A 15,932-nucleotide genomic window follows, 5' to 3' on the forward strand; every position below is an offset into this window, starting at 1 on the left:
GAAATGAATTCGTTAAAGGGGAAGAGGCAATTGTCAACTTTCGAACCGCCCTGCACGAACCCGGGAGCCGTATTGATGCTTCAAGGAACAGCGTCGGATGTGGGCAAAAGTGTGGTGACGACTGTGCTGTGCCGTATCTTTACGCAGGACGGCTATCGTCCAGCACCGTTTAAGTCACAAAATATGGCGTTAAACTCTTATGTTACCGAGGACGGCAAGGAAATTGGACGTGCTCAGGGTGTACAGGCCGAAGCCTGCGGTATTGAGGCGACGACCGACATGAATCCGATTCTGATTAAGCCGGTCAAGGATATGCACTCACAAATTGTTGTACACGGTGTACCTTATGCCTATATGAGCGCCTCCGATTATCGGAAGGATTTTTTGCCAAAAGCCAAGCAGACCGTCATGGATGCTCTGAATCGGTTGCGTGATACCTATGATATTGTACTTATGGAAGGGGCAGGCAGCCCGGCAGAGATTAATTTAAAGGACCGCGATATTGTAAATATGAACCTTGCAGGCTGGGCGGATGCTCCAGTGTTGCTTATTTCAGATATCGACCGTGGCGGTGTTTTTGCCTCTCTGGTAGGAACCATCGAGTTGCTGGAACCACATGAAGTACAGCGTATACGCGGATTTGTCATTAACAAATTCAGAGGCGATCTGTCTCTGCTTCAACCGGGATTAGACTGGCTGGAAGAACGGACAGGCATTCCTGTACTCGGTGTATTGCCCTATTTACCAGACATTCGCATTGAAGCAGAGGATTCGGTAGTACTGGACAAGAAGCCCAAGCGATCAGCAAAGGATAAAGAACTGGATATTGCGGTGATTCGATATCCGCGGATTTCCAATTTTACGGACACGGATGCTTTGGCCGCAGAGCCGGATGTGAGCGTTCGTTATGTCACAGAAGCCGGACAATTGGGCGTGCCGGACGCCATTATTTTACCGGGAACCAAAGACACCATCGGAGACCTGCTGGAATTGCGTGAAAGAGGTCTGGAGGAGGACATTCGGCAGGCAATGAAGACGGGACGCACGCAGCTGGTCGGCATTTGTGGAGGCTATCAGATGCTGGGTACAGCGCTATTTGATCCCGAAGCGGTCGAATCTGGGTTGCCGCAGCAGGCAGAAGGGTTAGGTTGGCTGGCTCTATCCACGACCTTCTTAAAGGAAAAGCAAACCGTACGCGTACAAGGGATTCTGTCTAATCATTGCCCGCTTTTGCTAAGCACTGCGTCTGATTCGGGTTCTGCCTCCGAGCCAATCATTGAAGGCTATGAAATACATATGGGCGTTACGGAGTATGTTATGGAACCACACACACCTACAGATAGGACTTTAGACTCAAAAGAAATGAAAACATTATTCCATATCCGGCGTGGCGAAGGAACCGCTTTTGAGGAAGGCTGGGGTACGACAGACGGTAAAGTATGGGGAACCTATTTGCACGGTGTGTTTGATAATGACCGTTTTCGCCGGTCCTGGTTGGATGGATTGAGACAAGCCAAGGGCTTGGCACCTTTGGATAGCACTTTTACTGTACGTGAAGCCAAGGAACGAGAGTTTGACCGTGTCGCAGAGGTGGTACGGGCTCATTTGGATATGGAGCAAATTTATCGTATTATGGGGATGAATTAAACTTCATGGATGATCATTTAAATCGCTTTTAAAAATAAAGAGGTATCTCTACAGCCATTTTCGTGACGGAGAGATACCTCTTTTATTGTATTAGCTTACGTAATTTTAAATTTTTGAACCGCTTTTTGCAGTTCGGTTGCTTGTTTGCTTAATTGGCGAACAACCTCGCTGTGGCTTTCCATTTCATTCAGTTGCTCTTCGGCATTTAAACCGATTTCCTGAATCATATGCTGTGCATTGGCAGCGATAAGAGCTGTCTCTTCCACGGAAGCAGATACTTCCTCCGAGCTGGCGGATACTTGCTCCGTTGCTGCGGATACTGTTTGAATTGTAGCATTGATCTTTTGCATGAGCTCACTTAACTGGTTAAAGGCTGAGCTCGCTTGTTGAACTATTTCCGTTCCCGAATGAATTTCACGACTAACTTGGGTCACAGAGTCCACGGATTGCTGCGATACTTCCTGAATGGTAACCAAATAGTCGGAAATTTCCTGCGTGGCTTCTTTAGATTGCTCAGCGAGCTTGCGTACTTCTCCGGCTACTACGGCGAAGCCCCGTCCATGTTCGCCCGCGCGTGCAGCCTCAATGGAGGCATTCAGGGACAACATTTGAATCTGCTTCGTAATATCGAAAATAGCAGAAACGATGCTACCAATGGCTTCTGAGCGTTCATTCATACTATGGATGTATCGAAGCGACTCATCGGCAGCATGTCCTACCTGTGACATTTGAGCTACAGCTTTTTGAGCGAGCGTATTACCGTTAACGGTTTCTTTCGTCGCTTCACTGATTTGATCGGATACATCATTGGCAGAGGAGGCGATGTGCTGAACACCTTGAGCGATTTCCTCCATAGCCTGTGCATTTTCAGCAGCAGCAGAAGCTATGCTGGTACTGCCCTTTGCTACTTCCTCAGCGGCAACCGTAGAGTCCTGCACTTTTACACTCATAGCTTCAGTCCGACGAAGCAGCTCGTCCGAGCCTTTTACAACCGCACCGGATGTAGAAAGCACATGTCCGATCATTTCTTTCAGGTTATGAGACATAGATTGGAAGCTGCGAGCAAGTTGCGCAATTTCATTGACCCCATGAATCTTCGCTTCTTGTGAAAGATCACCTTGAGCAATTTTTTCACTATGACGAACCAATTCAGCAATGGGCTCCACAACTTTACGTATGACGAGGGTAGAAATAATTCCGCCCAGCAGGAGCGTTGCCAGTGTAATACCTATGCAAATCCATAAAATTTGTTGGGATTTTTCCTGTACGAATCCGACATCTTCGTTCACACCAAGAACCAGATTACTGCCCGATATGGCAAAGAAGGCGGTTTTGTGTACTCCGTACGAGTCGCTATAAATGTCACTGATATTCATCTCGCCTTGTTTTGCTTTTTTAATATGCTCTACAGGAACGAGTACATCCTTGACCTTATATACTGATTTTACATTTCGTGTGACAACTTCGGCCTTACCATCCTTTACTACCGCGATATATGCCGATTCTAATTTGAGGGTGTCGACCTTGTCCTGAAGATAAGATTCCATCTGTATAGCGGAGCCGGAATCAGAACCGCTTCCTTGCCCAGCCTGAACAGCTAAGGAAATATTGAGATCCTGATACACATTTTTGGCTCCAGTTTCTAGCAATTGGTCTACTTGAGGCATGACACTGTTATTAATGATACTCATGGATACTGCATAAAAACTGATGCTGAACAGAAGGGACGCAAAGAGCTGAATTAATAAAAACATAACTCTCAATCTCGCGCCAATGGAACGATTAAAACGCTTCATGAAAATTCTCCTCTCACATGATGGTAATAAAAAATAGACGAATTCCCCTGCTTGATATAGGCAGCTTGTCCGTTGCGATACTAGACACGCCATGATCTACTTGTTTTCCTTTCTTTGCTTGAAGGAAAGACTGAAAATGTTCGGATTCTATGTATAATTTCAGCTGTACTCAAGAGACAAGAATGAGAAAGGGAAGTAATCCATGATTTACTAAAAAGTAGGTTAGACCTATTTTACATAATTAACGGGCGGTTGAATAGTCATATTTGCCCAAAAACAAACAAAAAATATACAACTATGGTCTTGGGTATTTAGATGTAAGTTTGATGTGAATTATTAAAGCACGAAAACGAGTATCTCACGCCTACTTTTAAAACTATTGTAAAAAAGAAGTAATATAAGTAGTATAAGGAATGGTGCGTTTTACATGCTTCTTTTAAGCTTGTTTTAGTAAGTTCGAATGAAGTCTTCAACATACATATAAAAGGAGAAAAAGGCTGTTATGAATCAGGAACTACTTTCCAAACAAATAATTTCGCAGGTAGAAGGAGAAGATAAAAAGGTACCGACTTCCGGTAGCCCCAAAGCTGCCACAAGGAGAAATCCGATAAGTCGCCTATTAGATTTTGTATCAGGCGTATTCACCCCAATCTTGCCGGCAATGATTGGTGCGGGAATGATTAAGGTAATTATATTAGTTTTAATGTCCTTCGGTTTATTGTTGTCTGATCCGCAGGTATATACTATTTTAATGGCTATCAGCGATGGGATATTTTATTTTCTACCTATTTTTGTTGCGGCAAGTGCGGCAAGAAGGCTGCGCAGCAATGTGTTTGTTGCGGCAGCCATCGCAGCATCCGTATTCCATCCCCAACTAACAAGTTTGCTCCAGTCCGGTGAGGAGGTCCGTTTTGCTGGTCTGTCAGTTATAGACCCGCAATCTGCTTCATCTATAATACTAATACTTGTTGTCGTCTGGATAGCATCGTATGTCGAAAAATGGTTCGACAGATATATCCCTTATTCACTTAAATTAATGGCTGTCCCGACTTTGACACTGATGATCACTATACCTTTGATGGTGTTCGCTTTCGGACCACTGTGGAGTTATCTCGGTCAACATTTATCCGAAGGACTAGGCTGGTTGTTTGACAATGCAGGAGTGTTTGCAGGGCTGTTGCTCGGAGGCACGATGTCTTTGCTTATTATTGCAGGTATGCAATATATAATGCTACCGATTATGATCAGCTCGCTTACAACATTGGGTTACGATCATATTTTTCCAGTGGCAGTTGCAGCGGCTTTCGCTCAGGCTGGCGCAACATTTGGCGTATGTGTTAAATCCAAAAATGCCAAAGTCAAAACACTGGCTGCGTCCACAGGTTTGTTGGCCATGCTGGGAATCATTGAACCGGCCATGTATGGTGTCAATATCCGTTTCAAAAAACCGTTAATAGCAGTTATGATCGGTGGAGCCGTTGGTGGGGCTTGTATGTGTCTGTTTGAAACGGAGCTTACTGCTATTGGTGCCTCAGCTGGGTTGCTCAGCTTACCTTTATTTTCTGATACCACGCTTGTATACGCTATTGTGGGCATACTGATTTCGTTTGTTACGGCTGGCGTAATTACGTATTTTATGGGCTTTGTGGATGAAAAAGATGGGCATTCGCAAGTAGCATACGCATCCGGCATGAGTGTTTCCTCGGATTCAGTTGTGGAAAAGAACTAAGACAGCTAAGGTGTGCCAACGCCCAAAAGCCTCATGAAAGTGTTTACAAAAAAATCTTGTCAGCTCATTTCTTATATGATATTATGGTGGCAGTTATTCAAAACTGCACAATCGTGGATTGTTACTGAGCGTATCGGGCAAAACCATAAGCAGACACTGAGTGTCAGTTTTGGTTTTGCCTTTTTTTACTACTCCAAGCGGCTTAAGGTGATGGAATGAAGATAGCAAAGGTGCTGAATAATAACGTCGTAACGGTCATTGATGAACAGCAGAAAGAATTAGTCATTATGGGAAGAGGAATTGCTTTTAAGAAAAGTACAGGCGATGAGATTGAAGAGGGGAAAATCGAGAAAATTTTCAAGCTTGAAAGTACCGAGGTTTCCCGCAAACTGATGACCCTGATGTCTGATATCCCTATTGAATATGTTGAAATTTCTGATGAAATCATCCAATATGCCAAAACGATACTTGGTGTAGAGTTGCATGACAGCATCTATATTTCGCTGACGGATCATATCCATTTTGCCATAGAGCGTTATCGTTTGGGTATGGATATCAAAAATGCACTTTACTGGGAAATCAAACGAATGTACCGCAAGGAATTCGCGATTGGGACCAAAGCATTGCACATGATTCAGGACAAGCTGGGAGTTACACTTCCGGATGATGAAGGAGCGTTTATCGCCTTACATTTGGTGAATGCACAGCTTAACAGCGAAATGCGCGAAACGATAACCCTGACTAACATTGTCAAGGATATCATAAATATTGTAAGTCGCTTTTTTGTAATGGATCTGGATGAAGAGTCGTTAAGCTATTACCGCTTTATAACACATCTCAAATTTTTTGCTCAACGGGTAATGAACGGGACTCCTGTACAAAATACAGATAATTCCCTTCATGATATGGTTAAGGTTCAGTATAAGAATGCTTACGCCTGTGCGGAAAAAATAAGAGATTATACGACTAAAATCTATGGTCGAAGCTTGTCCCAGGATGAGATGTTGTATCTCACCATTCATATCGAGCGTATCATTAAAAATCAATGATTTCATGTAGGATCAGGGTTTTAGGATTGCTACTTCTAAACCAGAAGGCAAAACCTGAATGCTGAAAGAAGATTGGCTTTTTATAAAGCTGTCTGCTTTCTGTATTCAGGTTTTTTTATTGCCAATTTACGCGTTTTATACCTTTAAAGAAAAGAGGAATACCTCATGGATCGAAATCAATTATCCAAAGAAATACTTACATTGGTCGGTGGTGAAGAGAATGTTGAGCAGGTAGTTCACTGCATGACCCGTCTGCGCTTCAACCTTCATGATGATAAGAAAGCTCAGAAAGAGCAGCTGCAAAAAACGGATGGCGTCATGGGAGTTATGGAAAGTGGCGGCCAGTTTCAGGTTATTATCGGTAATGATGTAGCTAACGTGTACAAATCGTTGGTGAGCAACATGTCCAAGGCGCCACAAAGTGAAACAGGCGAAAGCAATGTATCCAAGAAAAAACAAAACCCAATCAGCAAACTGTTTGATTTTATTGCTGGTATGTTTACACCTATTTTGCCGGCGATCACCGGCGCAGGTATGATCAAAGGGATCATTGCTCTTTTAGTAGCAATGAACTGGATGTCTGATAAGAGCCAAACCTATACGATTTTAGCGGCAATTGGTGACGGCGCGTTCTACTTCCTGCCTATTATTCTGGCTGTGAGTGCTGCTAGAAAACTCGGCAGTAATATGTTTATCGCGGCGGCGATAGGAGCTTCCATTTTGCACCCGACGATTACAGCATTACTGGCATCTAATGTGAAGGTTAGCTTTATCGGTCTTCCGGTGACAGCGGCCACTTATTCTTCGACCGTTATTCCAATCGTTATCGCTGTCTGGCTGGCGTCCTATGTTGAAAAATTCATTGATAAGTATACACATGCATCACTGAAGTTGCTTGTTGTTCCGACACTGACTCTATTGATTATTGTACCTTTGACGTTGATTGCTGTAGGACCGTTGGGCTCCATTATTGGTAATGGCCTGTCAGGCGGTATCTCTTGGTTGTTTGAAAATACAGGTGCACTTGCAGGTCTGCTGCTAGGCGGTACCTTCTCCCTGATTATTATGACAGGTATGCACTACGCATTGGTTCCTATTATGATCGGTTCTATTGCAACGTTGGGCTTTGACTATATGATTCCGATTATGGGAGCAGCCAACCTGGCTCAGGCTGGTGCTGCACTCGGTGTATTCTTAAAATCCAAAAATGCCAAAGTCAAAACAGTGGCTTTCTCCACGAGCTTGACAGCTATTATGGGTGTAACCGAGCCTGCAATGTATGGTGTAAATATGAGGTTTAAAAAACCATTTACCGCAGCGCTCATCGGGGGAGCCGTCGGCGGGGGCTTCATGAGCTTGTTTGGTACAAAAGCGTATGTCATGGGTGGATTGGTTGGTTTGCCTGGTGTGGCGATGTTTATTGGACCGACTTTCTTGTACGCAATCCTGGGTCTCATTATTTCATTTGTGGTTGCTGCAATTGTTACTTATTTGATCGGCTTTACAGATGAAAAGAACGAAGAAGCACCACAAGCAACAACCAATGCTGCCGGAGACACCGTTACTGAGGAATTGGCACAATCTGCTGTGGCCGCACTGCCGAAAGGCGAGAAAATCCCTGTATACAGCCCGATTATGGGTGAAGTTAAGCCGCTCAGTGAAGTCAATGACCCTGCATTTTCTCAAGAAATCATGGGCAGAGGGTGGGCTATTGAACCATCCGAAGGTCGGGTTGTTTCCCCAGTTGAAGGTACGGTGTTCTCCATTTCCAAAAGTGGACATGCTGTAGGTTTGGTGAGTGATTCAGGACTTGAAATGCTCATTCACGTTGGGATGGATACGGTTAAGCTAAAAGGCCTTCATTTTACACCTCATGTTAAAGCGGGAGATCGTGTGGAGGTAGGCGACCTCATGCTGGAGTTTGATCTGGTGGAAATCCGTAAGGCTGGTTACGAAACGATTACACCTGTTATTGTTACGAATGTAGCTCAGTTTAGCGAGTTAGAGCCTGCTGGAAATCAGCATAAGGTAGTTAAGGAACAGGAGCTTTTATATACAGTGATCGTCTAACGACAACAAAAGATTATACGTAAAAGCTGAACATTAATCGTTGTGTTCAGGACAAAAAAACAGCAAGCCTTCGAAAGATGAAGGCTTGCTGTTTGACGTTTTTGATAAAATCCAAAGAACTGAAGCTGCTTAACTATTTTATGTTATAAAACCTACAAAAATAGTTGGTTTTGTGATATAGTAATCTTCGGATTGAAGGGCCACTTTATAAAACATATTAAGTTTAAGTTTGGAGGAAATGATATATGGATACCTTCTTTATTATTTTAAATGTAATCGTGCTGCTTGTGCTGCTCGGCCTGTTGGTCTGGATGCAGAAAAAGCACATCTCCTTTACGAAAAGGGTATTTGCCGGACTTGGCTTTGGGCTGGTCTACGGGGCTATTCTTCAATACGCCTATGGGGCGGGCTCAGAGGTCATTACAAAATCGGTCGATTGGTTCAACCTCGCAGGTAATGGCTATGTCCGTTTGCTGCAAATGGTCGTTATTCCGCTTATCATGGTGTCGATTATTTCGGCTATTATGAATTTGAAGGGAAGACAAAACCTTGGCAAAATAAGCGTGTCCATTATTGCAGTACTACTGATTACAACGGCAATTGCTGCTTCAGTTAGTATTGTAACTAGCCTTTCGTTTGATCTAAAATCGATTGAGATTCAAAGCGGGGAAAAGGAGCAGGCACAGGGCTTGAAGATGGAAGAGCGCCTTGGAACGGTTCAGGATATGACCATTCCACAGCAGGTGCTGGAATTTATTCCTTCAAATCCTTTTGAGGATATGACGGGGGCACGTCGTACGTCGACGCTGGCAGTGGTTATTTTCTCGGCCTTTATCGGGGTGGCTGTGCTCGGGTTGGATCGTAAAAAACCGGAACAGGCGCAAACCTTCCGCAAAGTAATCGACGCAGTGTACGCTGTGGTGATGCGGATTGTAACTCTGGTGTTGAGATTGACGCCTTACGGCATTTTGGCACTGATCACTAAAGTAGTAGCTACGACAAATCCGGATGAAATTCTGAAGCTAATCAAGTTTGTGCTTGCTTCGTATGTGGCTCTGTTGGTCATGTTTATCATTCATCTTATTTTGCTGGCCTTGTTCGGCTACAATCCGGTGACATATGTGAAAAAGGTATTGCCTACACTGGTTTTTGCTTTTACTTCTCGTTCCAGTGCGGCGACCATTCCGTTAAATGTTGAAACACAAACGAAAAAGCTTGGCGTGTCCGACGGCATCGCGAATCTGTCTGCGACCTTGGGGGCGACCATTGGACAAAACGGCTGTGCAGGTATTTATCCGGCCATGCTGGCGGTCATGATTGCTCCAACCGTGGGCATTGATCCAACGAGCTGGGATTTTATCCTCACGCTTATTCTGGTCGTTACGGTCAGCTCGTTCGGTGTAGCGGGTGTAGGCGGTGGTGCCACTTTCGCCTCCCTGATCGTGCTTTCCACCATGAACCTTCCAGTGGCTTTGGCTGGATTGCTCATCTCAGTCGAACCGTTGATTGATATGGGACGTACAGCGTTAAATGTCAATGATTCTATTACCGCAGGTCTCATTTCCGGCAAGGTGCTCAAGGAGAACGATCAAGACGTGTTCAACAATCATGGCATGGATTTGGATGCAACGGCACATTCCTAAGTAAACGATAAACGGATGGTGTACGATGCAGTCTCATATCGCGTCCATAGCAAATGTAACACGTACAGTGTGTACCTCCATACTCAGAGCCGACCATAAGGTCGGCTCTTGGTGTTGGGCTTATGGCAGTGTAAATTATAGCTGTTCACAAATCCTAATCTATGATACATTAAAATAATGTTTTTCCGGCTTGCTTCGGATGAACCGCGGTTCGCAACCATCCCGCGCTATCAAAACTAGGAGGATTTCATGTTTAATCTGTTATGGGGGGCAGCTTTTGTCCTCGTCAATTTTATGTTCTTTTTGTTATGTTATCGGTTGTTCGGTAAAAAAGGGCTGTACGCCTGGATTGGTGTTGCTACTGTACTGGCCAACATTCAGGTAACCAAAACGATTGATCTGCTCGGCATTACCACAACATTGGGAAATACGATGTATGTTTCTATGTACATGGCCAGCGACTTACTGAATGAAAAATATGGGCCTAAAGAGGCGCGTAAAGCTGTGTGGTTCGGCTTTTTCACTCTGATTATGACGACGATCACGATGCAGATGGTGCTGCTGTTCCAACCTACTGCAACGGATTTTGCCCAGACACCGATGCAACAGCTGTTCGGATTGTTGCCAAGGCTTGCACTTGCCAGCTTGACAGCGTATGCGGTCAGTCAATTGCTGGACGTGCGTCTGTACGCCTGGATTCGCAAGTTTTTCCCGGAGCGTCATCAGCTCTGGATTCGCGGCAATGGCAGCACGATGATCAGCTCGTTTATAGATACGCTCATTTTCTGTAGTATTGCCTTTTACGGTTATGCGTGGGGGATATGGCTCGAGATATTGTTCACCACCTACATCTTAAAATTTGTACTGACCGCGGCGGGTACACCGATTTTGTATATCGCACGCAACTTCCGCTTTGCAGAAGAGGAGGGGCTAACCCTCAAGCCATGATGGGCTTGGGGTTACCCCTCCTTTTTTTCATACTTTTTAACACACAAATATAATGAATAGCAATGGATTTATCCCAGCACTGTCAGTTCTTTCGGAAAAGAGGTCAGCACTTCAACACCTTCAGAGGTAACCAGGACGTCATCTTCAATCCGCACACCGCCGAGGCCTGGCACGTAGATGCCGGGTTCGATCGTGAACACGAAGCCTTCATGAAGCAGGTCGTTATTGCCTCCGTGTACAGACGGATATTCGTGAACACTCATGCCAAGGCCGTGTCCAACCCGATGGTTAAAGGCAGGGCCATATCCAGCGGCTTCAACAACAGCCCGTGCTGCCTGATCTACAGATGCGCAGGAAACTCCGGGGCGAATGGCGGCAATCCCGGCTTCGTTCGAGCGAAGAACCGTATTGTAAATCGTTTCCAGCTCAGCCGACAGCTTTCCAAAAGCAAAAGTACGCGTAATATCCGAAGCATAACCATCGGAATATACGCCCATATCAAACATGAGCAGATCGCCGTGTTGCAGCTTGCGGGTACCTGGAACACCATGAGGCAGGGCTGTTTTGGGTCCAGACAACACCGTAGTGTCAAAGGACGGACCATCTGCGCCGATTTTTTTCATCTGGTATTCGATTTCGGCCACCAGTTCGACTTCCGTCACCCCTTCATGCACATGGGTTAGGCCGTGACGAAGGGCATCTTCCACCAAACGAGCTGCATGTTTCAGACGTTGTACTTCCTCAGGAGTTTTTCTCACACGCATTTCTTGAAGCACAGGACCCAGGTCCACATATTGAGCCGCGCCAATGGCAGTATGTAGCTGTTCGTAACGGAGAACGGAGACGTGTTCCTTTTCCAGCGCGAATGTTTTCACTCCGGTACCTGTGCGTTGGCGTAGCAGATCATATGGATTGTCCGTATCGGTGTGGGTGGATATACGGGTCACAGAAGAAGCAGCTTGGGCCGCTTCTGCATCTAGGGCAGGTACGATCAGCTCAGGTTCTTGATCACGAAGCAGCACCAGACCAAGAAAACGCTCATGTGGCTCACTGGCAAAGCCCGTCAGGTAGTAAATATGTTTGGGATCGGTCACAAGCAGGCCGTCCCAAGACTGCGACTTCAGTTCATCATACAGTCGGGTTATTTTATCATTCATAGAGTCTCATTCCTTTCTGTCCATTTATTCATTATAGCTCTTATTACATAATTATTTATAGCTTTGAATGACTTATTCTCTTTCCTGACTTAATGTTTGCAGACGTGCCTGTACATTCTGATCATAGTAACCACCATGGTAGCAGAGTACCTTCTCAACATCCAATACAGTCAGTTTATCAAGGCTCTTCAGAGCCAGCGGCATATCCGGCGTAGCCGACTCAGCGGGACCGACCAGTTCACCCTCGACTACGAGCAGCTCATCTACTGCCAAAAGCAGCTTTTGTGCGGGCACATACAAGCTGATATGCCCGGGCGTGTGGCCGGGTGTATGTATAATCTGTATTCCTCCACCATAGGGTAGATGCTCACCGTCCTGAAGAATATGAGCAAAGCGTAAATCTGGCAGGCGGCGAATCATATCCTCTGCTTGCTGCTTGAGCGCAGGATCCAACTGATTGATCCGTTCCGGCGTCAGCTTCACAAACGGTCGCTCCCCTGTCATATAAGGAATGTCATCCTTATGGGCTAACAGGGCAGTATTCGGCAGCAAGTCCAGCAGTGCATGAACATTTCCGATATGGTCAATATCCTGATGTGTTAAAATAATTCGCTTCAGGCGGCTGATATCCTCACCCACATCTGTAATAGCCTTGCGTAATGGCTCCAATTGGCCGAGCATTCCCGTGTCAATCAGTGTAAGTCCATCCTCGTCCTTGAGCAGTACAGGATAAATGGTCGTTTTTCCAAAAAAAGATTCCATAGGGACTTTCAAAATCAAAAGTTGAGTTCCAATATTCATATTAAGCTGCTTCAGAATCCTTTGAACTCCGAAACATACCTCCCGTCTCATGTTGTTAAATCGGTTAACCCAGTTTTTGTTTTTCTTCAAGCTCTATTATAAAACCCTTTGTCACTAATCCGCAAAACAACTCGATATGGCTGTTCGGGCGCTTGTCTTGTACAATAAATAAATCACCACAACAGGAGGCGGATACGAACAATGAATAAGGACCAATCTTTTTCCATTGAATTTGCGTGCAGGGAAGATCTCCCCGATATTGTGGACATTTATAACTCTACGATTGCAGGACGAATGGTCACGGCAGACCTGGAACCGGTGACAGTGGAGAGCCGTATTCCTTGGTTTGAGGCTCATCAGGAAAACCATCGGCCTTTGTGGGTCTTGAAACAAAAGGGTACAATTGCCGGATGGGCCAGCCTTCAGTCCTTTTATGGGCGTCCAGCTTATAACGGTACGGCAGAAATTAGCATTTATGTCCATGAAGATTCTCGTGGAACGGGAACCGGAAGTCGTCTGGTACAACACTTGCTAAATGAATGTCCGAGACTGGGAATTACAACGTTGTTGGGGTTTGTGTTTGGTCACAATGAGCCAAGTATTGCGCTGCTGCGGAAGTTTGGTTTTGAGCAATGGGGGTACTATCCGCGCGTTGCCGTGCTGGACAGCATAGAGCGAGATTTAGCTATATTGGGTAAGCGAGTGGATGAATAATAGCTTATGACATATAAATATCCTTTGTAAAGTGGACAGAAAAAGGCTGTTTCCAAAATCGTCTCATACACTGCAAACGTATGTGATTTTGGGAGCAGCCTCTTTTATTTTGCTATTTTCATCGCTTTTAACGCTGAGGTCTAAAACGTATGTTGTGAAAAATTTGATTAAGCACCTCAGACAGCACCAAACCGACAGCAATAGCTCCTGCGATCATCAGTGTGCTCATAGCCAGTTCCAGTGCCTGAGGATAATGTTGTTGTACGAACTGGCGCATGGCATTATAGGCCATTCCCCCTGGAACGAGCGGAATCATGCCTGCCACGCTGAAAATAATCACAGGCATTTTGTACAGCCTTGCAAAGCCTTGACTGATGATGCCGATAAGGATCGTTGCCAAAAGGCTGGCGCTCACAGGTCCCATGCTGTCCGTAGTTGAATAATAGACGAGCCAGCCCAGCATACCGACAAAACCGCATTGCAGCAGCGAGCGCCGGGGCGCGTGGAAAAGTATGCCGAAAGCAGCAGTGGCAATAAAGCTTGTGAATAATTGTGCAAGCATAAGCTTGAATCTCCTCCGAATCACATATAAGAAATGATAACCGCAACGCCAGCTCCAATGCCAAAAGACGTCAGGCAAGCATCAGCACCCTTGGAAAGCCCCGAAACAAGGTGCCCGGACATTAAATCACGAATGGCATTTGTAATTAACAAGCCTGGCACCAGTGGCATGACGGAACCGATGATAATTTTATCCATCATCTGTCCCCATCCTACTATCGTTAACAGAGCCGCCAGCAAGCCGATTAGAAAAGATGCAGAAAACTCTGAGAAAAACTTAACCTTAACGAGCCTGTGAAAATATTGTACGGCTGCAAATCCGATACCTCCGCATAATACAGCTGCGGGGAAGTCTCGCCAGACTCCACCAAACATGATCATAAAGCAACCGCTGGCCAACGCAGCAGCCATCAGCTGTACACGGTTGGAATAGCGGAGGGGACCACGTTCAATCTCCGAAAGTTCCTTTACGGCAGCGCGGGGAGACAAAACACCTGTGCTGATTTTACGTGAAATGGAATTGACCTCTGTCACCTTGTGCAAATCGGTGGTCCGCTCTACGATGCGGATTAGCCTGGCAGTTTCCGAGTCATTAATGGCAAAAAAAATCCCAGTTGGTGTTACATAGCTATGGGACTGGGATATGCCATAGGCAGAAGCAATGCGGGACATCGTATCTTCAACACGATAGGTTTCGGCTCCATTTTGCATCATCAGTTTGCCGGCCAACAGACAAACCTCAATAATTTCAGGAGTAGGATAGGAATGATTATTCATGCTCGCTCTCTTTCATTCGTACCGGGCCGTTCGACCCTGTTGTTTTCATTTATTGTAGCACAAAAAGCCGCCTTTTTAGAGGCGGTTATGTTGGGGGAATCCAAGGAATTCGTCAAGATTCCATCATATCGGGAATAACGGTATAGTAGGACTCTTCCAGGTATGTGGCCGCCTCAGACAGACCCATCAGCTTAAGCTGTCCTGCTACAAAAGCACGAAGGGCAGAGTGGGTGAACAGATGCCGTGTCTGGGCATCCCGAATAAAGGCCAGTCTAGCTTCACGCGAACCGCTGCGGAACAACTCACGTACAGCTTCGCCTTGTTGTTCCCAAAGGAAGGGCTCCGTTACGGTCAAGAAGGCACTCTCAATAGAAGAGCTATGCTTCGCAGAAGAAGATATCTGAATGCCCAAGCCGTTCAGCGTAGGAGCAGCTTCATTTTGCTTCCGCTCTGTTCGCAAGCTGTCGATGTAGGCAGCCATATTCTGAATCGGCAAGATACCAAAGCGTTCCCGAAAGCATTCGCGTACAAACGCGGTGCGTTCATCTACAGCCTGAGGTGGTCGCTGCCCTGCATGTCCAGAATAGTCATCCCCACTGGCGTAGTATCGTTTTAATGAACTGTTCTCTGTATAAACAACGCTTAAAAAATCCTGCAAATGACGAGCAACCACCCATACGCCCGTCCAATCGACGGGAGAAACGCATACAATAGGGGCCTGTGAAAGGTCCTTTTCAAGACCAAAATCCGTTAAAAAGCCATAATGTATTCCGTCCACCCCTGCGTGGGCAAAGGGAATAACATCTGGCGGTGTAGCCATATATCGTGGCGCGCGGCCCTGCTCCATAATCAATCCCAAATCAAAACTCAGAGAATGCCGGTTCGCTTCAAGCTCCTTTTCAAATTCTATAAGTGCCTCAATTAAAGGTGTAGCTGATCCATAGGCTAGGTTAGAACCGGAATCCATCGTGTATGCCTCCCTTATCCAAATACATCCGTAAAGCGTTCATCCCTAAAAGGTACGTGATTTTACACGAAAT

Annotated in this window: 13 protein-coding genes; 7 read left to right on the forward strand and 6 right to left on the reverse strand. The window is 45.6% G+C overall.

Annotation, left to right across the window (positions count from 1 at the left end; genetic code table 11):
• Nucleotides 1-30 precede the first annotated feature (30 nt).
• A complete protein-coding gene (locus tag AC6EJC_RS10670; protein ID WP_444953941.1) occupies nt 31-1,647 on the forward strand; it encodes a cobyric acid synthase in 1,617 nt (538 codons plus the stop codon).
• A gap of 95 nt (nt 1,648-1,742) precedes the next feature.
• Here AC6EJC_RS10670 and AC6EJC_RS10675 read toward each other — a convergent pair whose 3' ends face one another.
• The gene (locus tag AC6EJC_RS10675; RefSeq protein WP_444953942.1) at nt 1,743-3,443 is read right to left on the reverse strand and encodes a methyl-accepting chemotaxis protein; all 1,701 of its coding nucleotides are present in this window, start codon (nt 3,441-3,443) and stop codon (nt 1,743-1,745) included.
• A gap of 502 nt (nt 3,444-3,945) precedes the next feature.
• On the opposite strand from AC6EJC_RS10675, the gene AC6EJC_RS10680 reads away from it, so the two are divergent.
• The 5 genes from AC6EJC_RS10680 to AC6EJC_RS10700 all read left to right on the forward strand — a co-directional run bounded on the left by AC6EJC_RS10680 (nt 3,946) and on the right by AC6EJC_RS10700 (nt 10,882).
• On the forward strand, nt 3,946-5,172 hold the full coding sequence (locus AC6EJC_RS10680) for a PTS transporter subunit EIIC (protein WP_444953943.1): 1,227 nt from the start codon (nt 3,946-3,948) through the stop codon (nt 5,170-5,172).
• A 215-nt stretch (nt 5,173-5,387) separates the two neighbouring features.
• Nucleotides 5,388-6,221, forward strand: a complete 834-nt coding sequence (licT, locus tag AC6EJC_RS10685; protein ID WP_444953944.1) for a BglG family transcription antiterminator LicT — start codon at nt 5,388-5,390, stop codon at nt 6,219-6,221.
• Nucleotides 6,222-6,386: 165 nt separating this feature from the next.
• Nucleotides 6,387-8,291 carry a beta-glucoside-specific PTS transporter subunit IIABC gene (locus tag AC6EJC_RS10690; protein WP_444953945.1) on the forward strand — a complete coding sequence of 635 codons (1,905 nt, stop codon included), beginning with the start codon at nt 6,387-6,389 and terminating at the stop codon, nt 8,289-8,291.
• A 245-nt stretch (nt 8,292-8,536) separates the two neighbouring features.
• Nucleotides 8,537-9,934, forward strand: coding sequence for an L-cystine transporter (locus AC6EJC_RS10695; protein WP_444953946.1), 1,398 nt, complete (start codon nt 8,537-8,539; stop codon nt 9,932-9,934).
• 249 nt (nt 9,935-10,183) lie between these two features.
• The gene (locus tag AC6EJC_RS10700; protein WP_444953947.1) at nt 10,184-10,882 is read left to right on the forward strand and encodes a queuosine precursor transporter; all 699 of its coding nucleotides are present in this window, start codon (nt 10,184-10,186) and stop codon (nt 10,880-10,882) included.
• Nucleotides 10,883-10,950: 68 nt separating this feature from the next.
• On the opposite strand, the gene AC6EJC_RS10705 is transcribed toward AC6EJC_RS10700, so the two are convergent.
• Together AC6EJC_RS10705 and AC6EJC_RS10710 are read right to left on the reverse strand one after the other, a co-directional pair.
• Nucleotides 10,951-12,039 carry a M24 family metallopeptidase gene (locus tag AC6EJC_RS10705; RefSeq protein ID WP_444953948.1) on the reverse strand — a complete coding sequence of 363 codons (1,089 nt, stop codon included), beginning with the start codon at nt 12,037-12,039 and terminating at the stop codon, nt 10,951-10,953.
• A 72-nt stretch (nt 12,040-12,111) separates the two neighbouring features.
• Nucleotides 12,112-12,840: an MBL fold metallo-hydrolase gene (locus tag AC6EJC_RS10710; RefSeq protein WP_444953949.1), complete on the reverse strand. Its 729-nt coding sequence runs from the start codon at nt 12,838-12,840 to the stop codon at nt 12,112-12,114.
• A gap of 201 nt (nt 12,841-13,041) precedes the next feature.
• Between AC6EJC_RS10710 and AC6EJC_RS10715 the strand changes: the two genes are divergently transcribed.
• Entirely contained in the window at nt 13,042-13,554 is a 513-nt protein-coding gene (locus AC6EJC_RS10715) for a GNAT family N-acetyltransferase (protein WP_444953950.1), read from the forward strand.
• Nucleotides 13,555-13,681: 127 nt separating this feature from the next.
• Here the strand turns inward: AC6EJC_RS10715 and AC6EJC_RS10720 are convergent, their stop codons facing one another.
• The 3 genes from AC6EJC_RS10720 to AC6EJC_RS10730 all read right to left on the reverse strand — a co-directional run bounded on the left by AC6EJC_RS10720 (nt 13,682) and on the right by AC6EJC_RS10730 (nt 15,859).
• On the reverse strand, nt 13,682-14,116 hold the full coding sequence (locus AC6EJC_RS10720; RefSeq protein WP_444953951.1) for a threonine/serine exporter family protein: 435 nt from the start codon (nt 14,114-14,116) through the stop codon (nt 13,682-13,684).
• 20 nt (nt 14,117-14,136) lie between these two features.
• Nucleotides 14,137-14,892, reverse strand: coding sequence for a threonine/serine exporter family protein (locus tag AC6EJC_RS10725; RefSeq protein ID WP_444953952.1), 756 nt, complete (start codon nt 14,890-14,892; stop codon nt 14,137-14,139).
• 112 nt (nt 14,893-15,004) lie between these two features.
• The gene (locus AC6EJC_RS10730) at nt 15,005-15,859 is read right to left on the reverse strand and encodes a hypothetical protein (protein ID WP_444953953.1); all 855 of its coding nucleotides are present in this window, start codon (nt 15,857-15,859) and stop codon (nt 15,005-15,007) included.
• Nucleotides 15,860-15,932: the final 73 nt, after the last annotated feature.

The organism is Paenibacillus sp. TY11 (assembly GCF_059772165.1).

Bases quoted from the DNA above. Each gene is read 5' to 3' on its own strand.
- AC6EJC_RS10675 (WP_444953942.1), bottom strand. From the start codon at position 3,443: ATGAAGCGTTTTAATCGTTCCATTGGCGCGAGATTGAGAGTTATGTTT.
- AC6EJC_RS10680 (WP_444953943.1), top strand. From the start codon at position 3,946: ATGAATCAGGAACTACTTTCCAAACAAATAATTTCGCAGGTAGAAGGA.
- AC6EJC_RS10710 (WP_444953949.1), bottom strand. From the start codon at position 12,840: ATGAATATTGGAACTCAACTTTTGATTTTGAAAGTCCCTATGGAATCT.
- AC6EJC_RS10700 (WP_444953947.1), top strand. From the start codon at position 10,184: ATGTTTAATCTGTTATGGGGGGCAGCTTTTGTCCTCGTCAATTTTATG.
- AC6EJC_RS10690 (WP_444953945.1), top strand. From the start codon at position 6,387: ATGGATCGAAATCAATTATCCAAAGAAATACTTACATTGGTCGGTGGT.
- AC6EJC_RS10695 (WP_444953946.1), top strand. From the start codon at position 8,537: ATGGATACCTTCTTTATTATTTTAAATGTAATCGTGCTGCTTGTGCTG.
- AC6EJC_RS10725 (WP_444953952.1), bottom strand. From the start codon at position 14,892: ATGAATAATCATTCCTATCCTACTCCTGAAATTATTGAGGTTTGTCTG.
- AC6EJC_RS10730 (WP_444953953.1), bottom strand. From the start codon at position 15,859: ATGGATTCCGGTTCTAACCTAGCCTATGGATCAGCTACACCTTTAATT.
- AC6EJC_RS10715 (WP_444953950.1), top strand. From the start codon at position 13,042: ATGAATAAGGACCAATCTTTTTCCATTGAATTTGCGTGCAGGGAAGAT.
- AC6EJC_RS10720 (WP_444953951.1), bottom strand. From the start codon at position 14,116: ATGCTTGCACAATTATTCACAAGCTTTATTGCCACTGCTGCTTTCGGC.
- licT (WP_444953944.1), top strand. From the start codon at position 5,388: ATGAAGATAGCAAAGGTGCTGAATAATAACGTCGTAACGGTCATTGAT.
- AC6EJC_RS10705 (WP_444953948.1), bottom strand. From the start codon at position 12,039: ATGAATGATAAAATAACCCGACTGTATGATGAACTGAAGTCGCAGTCT.